12 protein-coding genes are annotated in these 13,681 nt (G+C 70.9%); 8 read left to right on the top strand and 4 right to left on the bottom strand.

The features are described from left to right. Positions 1–11 precede the first annotated feature (11 nt). Both RKD23_RS34865 and hemC read left to right on the top strand, forming a co-directional pair. Positions 12–1,028: a questin oxidase family protein gene (locus tag RKD23_RS34865; protein ID WP_424857340.1), complete on the top strand. Its 1,017-nt coding sequence runs from the start codon at positions 12–14 to the stop codon at positions 1,026–1,028. Positions 1,029–1,228: 200 nt separating this feature from the next. Then, entirely contained in the window at positions 1,229–2,170 is a 942-nt protein-coding gene (gene hemC, locus RKD23_RS34860; protein WP_424857339.1) for a hydroxymethylbilane synthase, read from the top strand. A 28-nt stretch (positions 2,171–2,198) separates the two neighbouring features. Here the strand turns inward: hemC and RKD23_RS34855 are convergent, their stop codons facing one another. Further along, a complete protein-coding gene (locus tag RKD23_RS34855) occupies positions 2,199–2,714 on the bottom strand; it encodes a hypothetical protein (RefSeq protein ID WP_424857338.1) in 516 nt (171 codons plus the stop codon). Between the two features lie 438 nt (positions 2,715–3,152). On the opposite strand from RKD23_RS34855, the gene RKD23_RS34850 reads away from it, so the two are divergent. Then, a complete protein-coding gene (locus RKD23_RS34850) occupies positions 3,153–3,947 on the top strand; it encodes an RNA polymerase sigma factor SigF (protein ID WP_424857337.1) in 795 nt (264 codons plus the stop codon). A 10-nt stretch (positions 3,948–3,957) separates the two neighbouring features. Here the strand turns inward: RKD23_RS34850 and RKD23_RS34845 are convergent, their stop codons facing one another. Beyond that, positions 3,958–4,290, bottom strand: coding sequence for an ANTAR domain-containing protein (locus RKD23_RS34845; protein ID WP_424857336.1), 333 nt, complete (start codon positions 4,288–4,290; stop codon positions 3,958–3,960). Between the two features lie 126 nt (positions 4,291–4,416). Here RKD23_RS34845 and RKD23_RS34840 point away from each other — a divergent pair, with 126 nt between their 5' ends. Then, positions 4,417–5,214: a VOC family protein gene (locus tag RKD23_RS34840; RefSeq protein WP_424857335.1), complete on the top strand. Its 798-nt coding sequence runs from the start codon at positions 4,417–4,419 to the stop codon at positions 5,212–5,214. Positions 5,215–5,248: 34 nt separating this feature from the next. On the opposite strand, the gene glgX is transcribed toward RKD23_RS34840, so the two are convergent. Further along, positions 5,249–7,396: a glycogen debranching protein GlgX gene (gene glgX / locus RKD23_RS34835; protein ID WP_424857334.1), complete on the bottom strand. Its 2,148-nt coding sequence runs from the start codon at positions 7,394–7,396 to the stop codon at positions 5,249–5,251. After that, positions 7,393–7,905, bottom strand: coding sequence for a pep a2 (locus tag RKD23_RS34830; RefSeq protein WP_404047707.1), 513 nt, complete (start codon positions 7,903–7,905; stop codon positions 7,393–7,395). The genes glgX and RKD23_RS34830 overlap by 4 nt, the downstream gene beginning before the upstream one ends. 263 nt (positions 7,906–8,168) lie before the next feature. On the opposite strand from RKD23_RS34830, the gene RKD23_RS34825 reads away from it, so the two are divergent. From RKD23_RS34825 to RKD23_RS34810, 4 genes are all read left to right on the top strand, one after another. Continuing rightward, the gene (locus tag RKD23_RS34825) at positions 8,169–8,471 is read left to right on the top strand and encodes a DUF5133 domain-containing protein (RefSeq protein ID WP_424857333.1); all 303 of its coding nucleotides are present in this window, start codon (positions 8,169–8,171) and stop codon (positions 8,469–8,471) included. A gap of 101 nt (positions 8,472–8,572) precedes the next feature. Next, on the top strand, positions 8,573–10,552 hold the full coding sequence (locus RKD23_RS34820; RefSeq protein WP_424857332.1) for an alpha-1,4-glucan--maltose-1-phosphate maltosyltransferase: 1,980 nt from the start codon (positions 8,573–8,575) through the stop codon (positions 10,550–10,552). Continuing rightward, positions 10,549–12,267 carry a maltose alpha-D-glucosyltransferase gene (treS, locus tag RKD23_RS34815; RefSeq protein ID WP_424857331.1) on the top strand — a complete coding sequence of 573 codons (1,719 nt, stop codon included), beginning with the start codon at positions 10,549–10,551 and terminating at the stop codon, positions 12,265–12,267. Before RKD23_RS34820 ends, treS begins: the two co-directional genes overlap by 4 nt. Positions 12,268–12,295: 28 nt before the next feature. Beyond that, on the top strand, positions 12,296–13,678 hold the full coding sequence (locus tag RKD23_RS34810; protein ID WP_424857330.1) for a maltokinase N-terminal cap-like domain-containing protein: 1,383 nt from the start codon (positions 12,296–12,298) through the stop codon (positions 13,676–13,678). The last annotated feature ends 3 nt before the right edge of the window (positions 13,679–13,681 follow it).

The raw sequence follows: 13,681 nt of genomic DNA, 5'->3' as shown, positions 1-13,681 counted from the left end.
GCATCGCCGCCATGAGTGCCCACGACACGAGCGGACGGCTCGACGAAGCCTTCGAACGCCTCCACACCTGCGGTCCCGAGTTCCGGGGCTGGCTCAGCAACCACGCCCCCATGGTGGTCGAGGCACTGGCCGCACACGGGCAGGCCGGGGCCGTGCACCGCTGGCTGGACCTGTACAGCGACCGGCTGGAGGAGTTCCCGGCGCCCACGGAACGCGTCACCGACACCAACTGGCAGCAGGCGCTGGGCGATCCGCGCCGGGCCGCCGACTGGATCGCCTACTTCTCCCGCGCCCTGGACGACCGTCCGTGGCGGGACGTGCTCGCCGAGTGGTGGCCGCGTCTGCTGCCCGGCCTGTACGCCGCCGCCACCCACGGGGTCATCCGGGCCGGTCACGCCGTACGGGCCCTGGAGGCCGAGGAGAACGCGCCGCGCCGCGCCGAACTCGCCCAGGCCCTCGGCTACTGGGCCGCCCGCCACCTCCCCGTGTCCGGCCTGCGGACGCTGCCCGGCGCCGCGAGCGCCGCGCAGAGCCTCGACCTCGTGCCCGGCATCGACCCGCCCGAGGGCGGCTATCTGACCCGGCTGGCCGCCGTACGCCGGCTGCCGCTGTGGGCGGACGAGGTGAGCGATGCGGACACGGCGAAGGAGCGGCTCACCGAGCTGGTCCGGGCGGCCACCCACCGCTACGCGACCCATGGCCACGGCGAGGAGACGATGCTCGTGCACGCGGCCACCGCACCCAACGCCGTGCTGCGCACGCTGGATTCACTGCCGCGCGAGCTGTGGGCGCCGAGCCTGCACGCGGCATGGACCGCGTCGGCGGCCGTCACCGCGATGTACGCCACCGCGCCGCCGGTCGACTACGCCCCGCCCGCCCGGCTCACCGCGCAGGAAGTCGTCGAACGCGCCCTCGCGCACGGCGACGAGCACGTCATCAAGCTCACCGACACCGCCCTCGACATCGGCGACGACCGGGCACTGGCCTCGGCGCAGCGCGCGATCGAGCTGAGCCGGCCGCTGGTCTGAGCACATGATGTCCCCGCGACCGACAGGGACATGGACGACGCACCGCTGCCCGCCGCTGTGCGCCGGCCCTAGGGCGTACGTCCGTCAGGTGCTGGACGGTGCGGGGCCGCTCGTGCGGCGGCCGGCCGCGTGGGACGCCGACACACTGGAGGGCGACGTGAGGTGAGCGCCTGCGTGGTCCGGCGGGCGGGCACTATCGTGTGCGCATGTCCGTACCCGAAATGATCCGGATCGTCTCCCGTGACTCGCCCATGGCGCTGGCTCAGGTGGAGCGGGTCCGTGCCGAGTTGGCCGCGCTGTACCCCGAAGTCCGCACCACGGTCGTGCCGGTGAAGACCACCGGCGACAAGTGGCTGGGCGATCTGTCGAAGGTCGAGGGCAAGGGGGCGTTCACCAAGGAGGTGGACGCGGCGCTGCTGGCCGGGGAGGCCGACCTCGCGGTGCACTGCGTCAAGGACGTGCCCGCGGACCGGCCGCTGCCCGCGGGGACGGTGTTCGCCGCGTTCCTCAAGCGCGACGACATCCGGGACGCCCTGGTCCACCCGGACGGGCTGACCCTGGACGAGCTGCCGGCCGGCACCCGGATCGGCACCTCGTCGGTGCGCCGGATCGCCCAACTGGCCGCCACGCACCCGGAGTTGGAGTGCGTGCCGTTCCGCGGCAACGCCAACCGGCGGCTGGAGAAGCTCGCAGCGGGCGAGGCGGACGCGCTGCTGCTCGCGGTGTCCGGGCTGGAGCGGATCGAACGGCGGGACGTGATCAGCGAGGTGCTCTCGCCGGAGACGATGATGCCGCCGATCGGCGCGGGCATCCTCGCCCTGCAGTGCCGGGAGGACGACGCCGACCTGATCGACGCGGTGAGCGCCCTCGGCGATCCGGCCACGCATCGCGAGGCCACCGCCGAGCGGATGTTCCTGCATGTGCTGCAGGGGCACTGCAACAGCCCCATCGCGGGCTACGCGCAGGTCGACCGCACCGGCGAACTCTCGCTGCGGGCCTGTGTGTTCACCCCGGACGGCAAGACGCGGCTGAACGCCCACGAGTGGGCGGGCCGGCTGGACCCGGCCACCCTCGGCACGTCCGTCGCGGTGGCGCTGCTGCGGCAGGGCGCGCGCGAGATCATCGACGGCATCCCGCACTGAGGCCCGTAAGGGGGCACCCCCGCACGCCTCAGGCGGTGCCCTCTTCGGCCTGGTCGCGCAGGAAGATGCTCACCTGGTGGGCGACGCCGCAGCCGGGGCCGGTGTGCGTGCCGTGGCTCTCGTGCAGCCCGATGCCGCCGGCCCACAGGTGGCGCCCGGTCCACTCCTCGTCCACCCGCAGCTGGATCTGCACGTCGACCTGGGAGAGCGCGGCCTCGGGCCCGGCCGCGTAGAGCACGGCGGTCGCCCGGCGCAGCGGGTAGACGTCGAAGCCCTCGACGAACTGGGAGTTGCGCCAGTCGAGGAAGGCGCTCTCGCCGTCGGGGCCGACGCGCACGTCGATCTGGCCGTCCTCCAGGTGGATGCCGTAGGTGCGTTCGCCGCGGTTCTCGACGGTCACGCGGACGCTGAAGTAGGTCAGCCCCTCGGCGGCGTCGTCGCGTCCGCGCGGCGGCTCGGACTGCTCAAGACGGTGGACGCGGACGCGCAGACCGGCATGCTCGTCGTACTCCTGCCAGTCCCCGACCACGTTCGGCTCGCACACAATGCACCTCTCGACTCCCCAGAGGTGCTTCCTATCCGTGGGCCGATCGCACTGTCAAATGAGCGCAATGCGCGGTGGCCAGGGGCTTCCGGGCGTTGATCGGCGATCAAGCGCTGCCCAGGCAGAACGCTCCCGCACCCGCCGGGGACGCCACCGGCGGCGTGCTGCACATCACGTTCCCCGCCTTTCCCGGACGCCGCGCGAAGGTTCCTACCCTTTTGTAACCTTTCGATGTGGAGTCGACCGATTGCTGGGCGTAGAATTATTCACGAAATGCGTTTCGTCTGTACTTCCACAGGGAATCCGCATCTCAGTGCTTCGGAACGGAGGCACATCCGTGGGACCCCCGCCGGACCCCGGTGTCTCCGCGAGTCCGAGCCCGCGCCTCCCACGGTGAGTCCCCCATTCGGCACCTACCTGCCCAGGGAGGTGCGCATCGTGCGTATCACCGGCAGCAGAACGAGGCGACACCCTCACGACGACGCCCCCGACACCGGCGAGGCCTTCGACCGGCTTCGGCGGCTGCCCGACGGGCCCGAGCGTGAGGCACTCCGGGACGAGCTGGTCAGGGCATGGCTGCCCATGGCCGAGCGCATCGCCGTCCGCTTCCGCGGCCGCGGCGAGGCCCTGGAGGACCTCTACCAGGTGGCGGCCCTCGGCCTGGTGAAGGCCGTCGACCACTACGACCCGGCCCGCGGCCACGCCTTCGAGGCGTACGCGGTACCGACCGTGACCGGCGAGCTCAAGCGTCACTTCCGTGACCACATGTGGACGCTCCACGTCCCCCGCCGCGTGCAGGACCTGCGCAATCGGGTCCGGCGCGCCACGAAGGAACTGTCCCAGACCACCCCGGGCCGACCCCCGACCGTCGCCGAGATCGCCGAGCACGCCGATCTCACCGAGAGCGAGGTCCGCACGGGCATGGAGGCCCTGGAGTGCTTCTCCGCGCTGTCCCTCGACGCGGAGATGCCCGGCACCGACGGCTACGCCCTCGGTGACGCCATCGGCGGCCCCGACCCGAGCTTCGACGTCGTCGTCGACCGGGTGGCCGTCAAGCCCTGCATCGAAGCCCTGCCGGAGCGCGAGCGGACCATTCTCTACCTGCGGTTCTTCCAGGGCATGACCCAGAGTTCCATCGCCGAACAGCTCGGCATATCGCAGATGCACGTCTCGCGGCTGCTCAGCGGCTGCTTCGAGCACCTGCGGGAGGAACTGCTCGCCGAGGTCCGGTGAGCGGTCGTCCTCACTCGGAGGAGGAGCCCGGGATCTGCGTCGGGCCGTGGCGGTCGAGGGCCGCCTCGAGCTCGGCGCGGATCTGCGGCGGAATCTCCCCCGCACGCCCCCACAGCAGGATCAGCTCGGCGACATGGCGCAGCTTGATGTTCGTGTGCTGCGAGACCTCGCGGAGGACGGTCCAGCCCTGGTCGGGCGCGACGCGCCCCAGCGCCACCATCATCCCGATGGCCTGGTCGACCACGGCGTGGGAGGTCACGGCCTCCTTGAGCTGCTGGACTTCTTCCTGCAGCTCGATGATCCGTTCCGTCTCGTCCGCGGGTTCACCCGGTCCGGTTGCCACGGATTCATCCTCCTGCTTCGGCCAGCCGGGCGCCAGTGGGGTACTCGGCAGGCGGCTCGACCGTTTCCGGTTGGACACTGGGAGCAGCATCCAGGCTGCCGCCCTCACGACCCCAGGACGAGTGCCATGAACGACCGACCGACACCCTCCGCCAAAGAGGTCGTCACCACCCACTCCGTGTTCGGTGCCCCTTGCTGGGTCAGCCTGACCAGCCGCGACCTGCCTGCCACCGAGGCCTTCTACAGCGCCGTGCTGGGCTGGCGGTGGCGGTCGGCCAAGCTCGGCGACAAATTCCGGATCGCTCTGGCGGACGGCGCGCCGGTCGCCGGCATCGCCGGAGTCGCCTCGATGTGGCAGATGGCCGTCGCCTGGACCCCGTACTTCGCGGTCGCCAGCGCCAACGAGGCCGTCGCCCGCGCCCAGGAGCGCGGCGGCACGACCGCCGTGGGACCGATCTCCTTCCCGCCCGGCCGGGCGGCCCTGCTCGCCGACCGCGACGGCGCCACGTTCGGGATCTGGGAGGGCGAGCTGATCACCGACTGGGAGACCTGGCGCCGGGCCGCCCCCGCCTTCATCCGGCTGCACACCCGCGACGCCTTCGACGCCGCGATCTTCTACGGCGAGGTCCTGGAGTGGGCCACCACCCGGCCCGGCTGCTGCGAGGTCCACTACGAGGGCGACGAGGTCGTCCTGCGCAGCGGCGGTGACGTCGTCGCCCGCATCGAGTCGGGCGCGCTCGAAGCCGCCCCCGACCCCACCATCCGGCCCCACTGGCAGGTCCACTTCGCCGTCGAGGACGTCACCGCCTGCGCCCGCACCGCCGAACAGCACGGCGGCAGCGTCCTCGGCAAGACCGCCGACGACGCCGTCCTGCGCGACCCGGACGGAGCCCAGTTCACGGTGACCTCACGTCGCCAGCCCTGAGCCACAAGCCCTGGCCCCGCGAGGGGCCGGTGGCTCAGCCCGTCCCGCGGGAGGGGCGGGACAGCAGGGCCAGGCTGCGGGCGCCGACCGGCACGATCGTGCCGGCCTTGTACTCCGTCTCGTCCGGCACGCCCTGGGGGTCGGCGGTGTCGACGAGGGCCGTCCAGCGCTCGCCGTAGGTGCGGTCGGGCAGCTTGAAGTCGACGGGCTCCCAGTAGCTGTTGAGCAGCAGCAGGAAGGAGTCGTCGACGACGGGCCGGCCCTGGGGGTCGGGTTCGGCGATCGCGTCGCCGTTGAGGAAGACGGCGACGGAGTGCGCGTCGGAGCGCTGCCAGTCGCCCTCGGTCATCTCACCGGCGTCCGGCGCCAGCCACACCAGGTCGGGCAGCGGCTGACCGGCATGCGTGAGGGTCTCGCCGCGGAAGAAGCGGCGGCGGCGCAGCACCGGATGTCCGGCCCGCAGCTCGATCAGCCGCCGGGTGAACTCCAGCAGTTCACCCTGCTCCTCGGTCAACGCCCAGTCGATCCAGGACAGTTCGTTGTCCTGGCAGTAGGCGTTGTTGTTGCCCCGCTGGGTGCGGCCGAGCTCGTCGCCGTGGCAGAGCATCGGGATGCCCTGCGACAGCAGCAGCGTGGCGAGGAAGTTGCGCTGCATGCGCCCGCGCAGCTCCCGCACCGACGGGTCGGCGCTCTCGCCCTCCGCCCCGCAGTTCCAGGACCGGTTGACGCTCTCGCCGTCCCGGTTCCCCTCGCCGTTGGCCTCGTTGCGCTTGTCGTTGTACGACACGAGGTCGCGCAGCGTGAAACCGTCGTGCGCGGTGACGAAGTTGACGCTCGCGCGCGGCCGGCGCCTGCTGTGCTGGTACAGGTCGGAGGACCCGGTCAGCCGGGAGGCGAACTCACCGAGGGTGTTCTCGCCGGTGCGCCAGAAGTCCCGCACGGTGTCGCGGTAGCGCCCGTTCCACTCCGACCACAGCGGCGGGAAGTTGCCCACCTGGTAGCCGCCCTCACCGACGTCCCACGGCTCGGCGATCAGTTTGACCCTGCTGATCACCGGGTCCTGCTGGATCAGGTCGAAGAACGCCGACAGCCGGTCCACCTCGTGGAACTGCCGGGCCAGGGTCGCCGCGAGGTCGAAGCGGAAGCCGTCGACATGCATCTCGGTGACCCAGTAGCGCAGCGAGTCCATGATCAGCTGAAGGACGTAGGGGTGCCGCATCAGCAGGCTGTTGCCGGTGCCGGTGGTGTCGTAGTAGTGCCCCCAGTCGCCGTCGACGAGACGGTAGTAGGAGGCGTTGTCGATGCCGCGGAAGGAGAGGGTGGGGCCCTTCTCGTTGCCCTCGGCGGTGTGGTTGTAGACCACGTCGAGGATCACTTCCAGGCCGGCCGCGTGCAGTTCCTTCACCATCGACTTGAACTCCGCGACCTGCTCGCCCCGGGTGCCGCGGGCGGCGTAGGCGTTGTGCGGGGCGAAGAAGCCGATGGTGTTGTAGCCCCAGTAGTTGGACAGGCCCCGGTCGCGCAGCACTCCGTCCTGCACGAACTGGTGCACCGGCATCAGTTCGACGGCCGTCACCCCGAGCGACACGAGGTGGTCGACGATCGCAGGGTGCGCGAGACCGGCGTAGGTCCCGCGCAGTTCGGGCGGCACGTCCGGGTGCGTGCGGGTCAGTCCCTTGACGTGGGCCTCGTAGATGACGCTGTCGGCGTACGGCCGCCTCGGCGGGCGGTCCTCGCCCCAGTCGAACCAGGGGTCGGTGACCACGCCCAGCATGGTGTGCCCGGCACTGTCCGCCGGGTCGGGTCCGGACGCCGTCCGCTCGTACAGCGAGGGGTGGTTGTCGATCTGCCCGTCGACGGCGGTGGCGTACGGGTCGAGCAGCAGCTTCGCCGGGTTGCAGCGCTGGCCGAGGGAGGGGTGCCAGGGCCCGTGGACCCGATAGCCGTAGCGCTGGCCCGGCCCGACACCCGGCAGGTAGCCGTGCCACACGAAGCCGTCGACCTCGGTGAGCGGCACTGCGCGACCGTTGCCGGTGTCGTCGAAGAGCACCAGCTCCACGCGCTCGGCGACCTCGCTGAACAGCGCGAAGTTGGTGCCCTGACCGTCGTAGGAGGCGCCCAACGGGTAGGGGTGCCCGCTCCATGCGGGCACCCCGTCCCTGCGGGTCCTTCGCGCGGTCACCGGGCGTCCTCCAGGACACCCTCGGCATCGCGGGTGAGGCCGGCCAGCAGCGCGGCCGGGACCTCGCGGGGCACCTGGAGCACCTCGCGCAGGCTCGGCGCGGGCACCCTCGGCACCAGCGGCACGCGCTCGCCGGCGCGGGCCCGCTGCGAGAACCAGATCACCTTGCTGCCGGTGTCCGTTGCGCAGCAGCCCCAGCCGTCACTGGTCGCGGCGAGGTGTTCCAGGCAGTCGCGCAGGTCCTGGTCGGGGCGCAGGTCGCAGTCGTTCTCACCGATGGCGGTGATCAGGTGCTGGCCGTTCCACCACATCTCGATGGAGGTGCGCTTGTCGGTCGCGTGTTCGTCTATCGCCGTCAGCAGCAGTTCGGCCGCGCGGCGGACGGGCTCGACGATCGTGTCCAGGTCCCAGTAGCGGAGATGGGCTGCCAGGATGCGTCCGACCTGTCCGACGCGTTCCGGGCTGACTTCCACGTCGAGGTGGTAGTAGCAGGGCACTGCGGTCTTCATCGTCGTTTGCTCCTCACCGGCCAGGCTCTCGCCGCTCCGGCTCTCGCGAACCGGCCCCGAACACGAAGCGTGAGCACCGATCGCTTCTGAGTGACCTCCACTGTGAGCGGGCTAGTCCATTCGTGCAACACGAGACACGCCGAAGATTCGTTGAAGCTCCAACAAGACGCTGGGTCGTCGTGCGTGCACCATGAGTGAAGGCCCCGAGCGCCCCCGACCGTCGGGACGGCGCCGTTCGCGGCCCCCGGAAGGTGAACCCCGCCATGCTGCTACCCGCCGAAGCCGAAGTCGCCCGGCAGCTGCGGCGGTACCGGGCCTGGGAGCGCCTGATGCTCGCGGCCCCGGCCGACCGCACGGTGCGTGCCACTTTCGAGGACTCGGGATACACGCTGTGCGTGCTGATGGGGAAGCGCTGCGCACGGGAGGCCGCGGACGCCGCCGAACGCTTTCTGCGCCAGGGCGCGGCCGCGTTCCTGCACGAGCCGGAGCCGAACGGCCGGATGCGCACACACCGGGGGACACGCCGACTGCCGTTCACGGCCCGGCGCACCACCGCGGGAAGGTAGCCCCGTACGGGAAGGCAGCCCCTTCCCGGCATTGGCGTAGTACGCGCAGGACCCAGCAGCGGCCGGACAGGCCGGCGTCTAGCACGGCGGAGGAGAGACCCATGAGCGCGCCCGAGACCATCGGCCGCATCCCGGTTCGCGACGTCCACCCGGTGGTGGAGCGCGGCCGGCGTCCGGCCAAGGCGGTGGAGGGCGAGACGTTCCAGGTCTCCGCCACGGTGTTCCGCGAGGGCCATGACGCCGTCGCGGCGAACGTCGTCCTGACCGACCCCGCCGGACGGCGCGGGCCCTTCACGCCGATGCGCGAACTCGCCCCGGGCACCGACCGCTGGGGCGCCGACGTCACCCCGGACGCGCCGGGCCGCTGGAGCTACCACGTGGAGGCCTGGAGCGACCCGGTCGCCACCTGGCGGCACACCGCCTGCATCAAGGTCCCGGCCGGCATCGACACCGGCCTCGTCCTGGAGGAGGGCGGCGACCTGTACGAGCGGGCCGCGGCGGCCGTGCCCAAGGGGCCGGACCGCACGACGCTCCTGGAGGCGGTGGAGCTGCTGCGCGACGACTCGCTCCCGGTCGCGACCCGGCTCGCGGCGGCCCTGACACCGGACGTGGACCGGGTCCTGGCCCGCCATCCGCTGCGGGATCTGGTGACGGCCTCGGAGCCGTTGCCGCTGCTGGTGGAGCGTGAACGGGCCCTGTACGGCGCGTGGTACGAGTTCTTCCCGCGCTCGGAGGGCACGCCCGAGAACCCGCACGGCACGTTCCGCACCGCCGCCCGCCGGCTCCCCGCGATCGCGGCGATGGGCTTCGACGTGGTCTACCTCCCGCCGATCCACCCGATCGGCACCACCCACCGCAAGGGCCGCAACAACACCCTCGACGCCCTCCCCGACGACGTCGGCGTGCCCTGGGCGATCGGCTCGCCGGAAGGCGGCCACGACGCCATCCACCCCGCGCTGGGCACGGCGGAGGACTTCGCCTGGTTCATCAGCGAAGCGGAGGCCAACGGACTTGAGGTCGCCCTGGACTTCGCGCTCCAGTGCTCCCCGGACCATCCGTGGGTGCACAAGCACCCGGAGTGGTTCCACCACCGCCCCGACGGCACCATCGCCTACGCCGAGAACCCGCCGAAGAAGTACCAGGACATCTACCCCATCGCCTTCGACGCCGACATGGACGGCCTCGTCAAGGAAACCGTCCGGGTGCTGCGGCACTGGATGAGCATGGGTGTGCGGATCTTCCGCGTGGACAACCCCCACACCAAGCCCGTGGTGTTCTGGGAGCGGGTCATCGCCGAGATCAACGGCAAGGACCCGGACGTGATCTTCCTGGCCGAGGCGTTCACCCGCCCGGCGATGATGCACACCCTCGCCCAGATCGGGTTCCAGCAGTCGTACACGTACTTCACCTGGCGCAACACCAAGCAGGAGCTCACGGAGTACCTCACCGAGCTGACCGGCGAGGCCGCGAGCTACATGCGGCCCAACTTCTTCGCCAACACCCCCGACATCCTGCACGCCTACCTCCAGCACGGCGGCCGCCCCGCCTTCGAGGTCCGCGCCGTCCTCGCCGCGACCCTCTCGCCGACGTGGGGCATCTACTCCGGCTACGAACTGTGCGAGAACACCCCGGTCCGCGAGGGCACCGAGGAATACCTCGACTCGGAGAAGTACCAGCTGCGCCCCCGCGACTGGGACACCCCCGACACCATCGCCCCCCTCATCACCCGCCTGAACCAGATCCGCAGGGACAACCCGGCCCTGCGGCAACTGCGGAACCTGCGATTCCACGCCACGGACAACGACGCCGTCATCGCGTACAGCAAGCGTTCTGACTCCAATACGGTGATCGTTGTGGCCAACCTGGACCCGCACCACACCCAGGAAGCCACCGTTTCGTTGAACATGGCGCATCTTGGTCTGGACCGGCACGCATCCCTCTCTGCGCGCGATGAACTGACCGGTGAGACCTATCACTGGGGCAGCTCCAATTACGTGCGCCTGGAGCCCGGCCGGTCACCGGCTCATGTGCTCCACGTCCGGCCGTCGACACCGCACCACGGAGGGTCCACCGCGTCATGACCGTGAACTCGCCTGTCCATGACACCTTCGAGGACACCCCCGCCAAGGACCGGGATCCCGACTGGTTCAAGCGCGCGGTCTTCTACGAGGTCCTGGTGCGTTCCTTCCAGGACAGCAACGGCGACGGCGTGGGAGACCTGAAGGGTCTGACCGCCAAGCTCGACTATCTGCAGTGGCTCGGTGTCGACTGCCTGTGGCTGCCCCCGTTCTTCCAGTCCCCTCTCCGCGACGGCGGCTACGACGTCTCCGACTACACCGCCGTACTGCCGGAGTTCGGCGACCTTGCCGACTTCGTGGAGTTCGTCGACGCCGCCCACCAGCGCGGCATGCGGGTCATCATCGACTTCGTCATGAACCACACCAGCGACCAGCACCCGTGGTTCCAGGAGTCCCGCAAGGACCCCGACGGGCCCTACGGCGACTACTACATGTGGGCCGACGACGACAAGCAGTACCAGGACGCCCGCATCATCTTCGTCGACACCGAAGTCTCCAACTGGACCTTCGACCCCGTGCGGGAGCAGTACTTCTTCCACCGGTTCTTCTCCCACCAGCCGGACCTCAACTACGAGAACCCGGCCGTCCAGGAGGAGATCCTCGCCGCCCTCCGCTTCTGGCTGGACCTCGGCATCGACGGCTTCCGGCTCGACGCCGTGCCCTATCTGTACGCCGAGGACGGCACCAACTGCGAAAACCTTCCGGCAACGCACGAGTTCCTCAAGCGGGTCCGGCGCGAGATCGACGCGATGTACCCGGACACCGTGCTGCTCGCGGAGGCCAACCAGTGGCCGGAGGACGTCGTCGACTACTTCGGCGACTACCGGGGCGGTGGCGACGAGTGCCACATGGCGTTCCACTTCCCCGTCATGCCGCGCATCTTCATGGCCGTACGCCGCGAGTCCCGCTACCCGGTCTCCGAGATCCTCGCCAAGACCCCGGCGATCCCCTCGAGCTGCCAGTGGGGCATCTTCCTGCGCAACCACGACGAGCTCACGCTCGAGATGGTCACCGACGAAGAGCGCGACTACATGTACGCGGAGTACGCCAAGGACCCGCGCATGCGCGCCAACATCGGCATCCGGCGGCGGCTGGCCCCGCTGCTGGACAACGACCGGCACACGATCGAGCTGTTCACCGCGCTGCTGCTGTCGCTCCCCGGCTCGCCGATCCTGTACTACGGCGACGAGATCGGCATGGGCGACAACATCTGGCTCGGCGACCGGGACGCCGTACGCACGCCGATGCAGTGGACCCCGGACCGCAACGCGGGCTTCTCCACCTGCGACCCGGGGCGGCTGTCCCTGCCGATCATCATGGACCCGGTCTACGGCCATCAGGTGACCAACGTCGAGGCGTCGATGGCGTCGCCGTCGTCGCTGCTGCACTGGACCCGCCGGATGATCGAGATCCGTAAGCAGAACCCCGCCTTCGGGCTGGGCAGCTTCACCGAGCTGCAGTCGTCGAACCCGGCCGTGCTGGCCTTCCTGCGCGAGTACGAGGACGACCTGGTGCTGTGCGTCAGCAACTTCGCGCGGTTCGCCCAGCCGACCGAGCTGGACCTGCGCGAGTTCGCCGGCCGCCACCCGGTGGAGCTGTTCGGCGGGGTGCGGTTCCCGGCGATCGGCGAACTGCCGTATCTGCTGACGCTCGGGGGCCACGGCTTCTACTGGTTCCGGCTCACCCGAGTCGCTTCCCGCATCGGCCGGCGACTGTGAGCGTGCTCCGAGGAAAGGACGCGACGCCATGCCGAAGACCGCATCCCTGCACCGGGACAGTACCGGCCCCCTCCGGCCCATGGCCTCGCTGGACGGCCTGCTGCGCGAGTGGCTCCCGCGGCAGCGCTGGTTCGCGGGCAAGGACCGGCCGGTCACCGAACTGCGGCTGCTGTCGCTGACCGAGCTGTTCCCGGGCTGTCTGCATCTGCTGGTGCACGCCGGGCACGCGCCGAATCCGTCCGGGCACGCGGGCGTGCCCGCGCCGGGCGCGGCGACCCCGCCCGGTGACTGCTACCAGCTGATCCTCGGTGTGCAGGAGCATCTGTCGCCCCGCCTCGGCCGGGCGCTGGTGGGCCGTGCCCAGGAGGGCCCGCTGGCCGGGATGGCGGTCTACGACGCGCTGCGCGACCCCCGGTCGGCCCAGCTGCTCCTGGAGCGGCTGCGCCGGCCCGGGGGCCTCGGTCCGCTGCGCTTCGAGACGGACCCGACGGTGACCGTGCCGTCCGGGCTGCCGCCGCGGCTGATGGACGCCGAGCAGTCCAACACGTCGCTGGTGTACGGCGACGCGTACATCCTCAAGGTCTTCCGGCGCATCCAGCCGGGTGTCAATCCCGACCTGGAGGTGACGAGCGCGCTCGCGGGTCAGGGGTGCCGCCGGGTGCCCGCGCCGGTGGCGTGGTTCCGTACGACGCAGCCGCACGGGGCGACGCTGGGTGTGCTCCAGCCGTTCCTGCCGAACGCGGCCGACGGCTGGACCCTCGCCCTGCACGCGCTGGCCACCGGTGAGGACTTCACCTCCGAGGCGTACGCGCTCGGGCGGGCCACGGCGGACGTCCATGTGGCGCTGGCCAAGGCCTTCCCCGGCGGCCCGCCAGCCGAGAACGGGCGTACGGCCGCGGCGATGGTGGAGCGGCTGGACACGGCCGCGCACAGCGTGCCGGGGCTGCGGCCGTATCTGCCGGGTCTGCGGGGGGCGTTCGGCATGCTCGTCACCTGCGACGCCGGGCCCGCCGCCCAGCGCATCCACGGTGATCTGCATCTGGGACAGGTGCTGCGGGCGGGGCGGGAGTGGTTCGTCATCGACTTCGAGGGCGAGCCGTCGCGTCCGCTCGCCGAGCGGTGCATCCCGGAGTCCCCGGTGCGGGACATCGCCGGGATGCTGCGTTCCTTCGACTACGCCGCCCGTCAGCGCCGCCCGTGGCGGCCGCAGTGGGCGCGTCGCTGCCGCGAGGCGTACTGCGCGGGCTATGCCGAGCGGGCCGGCTGGGACCCGCGCAAGAAGCACGCGCTGCTGCGTGCGTACGAGACCGACCGTGCCGTGTACGAAGTGGTGTACGAGGCCCGGCATCGTCCGGACTGGCTCGCCGTCCCGATGGCGGCGATCGAACGTCTGGCCGTGAGAGGAGACTGAGAG

Source organism: Streptomyces sp. SAI-170, assembly GCF_049739565.1.
In the GTDB taxonomy this organism is placed as follows: domain Bacteria; phylum Actinomycetota; class Actinomycetes; order Streptomycetales; family Streptomycetaceae; genus Streptomyces.
This window is presented reverse-complemented; position numbering and strand designations above follow the sequence as displayed.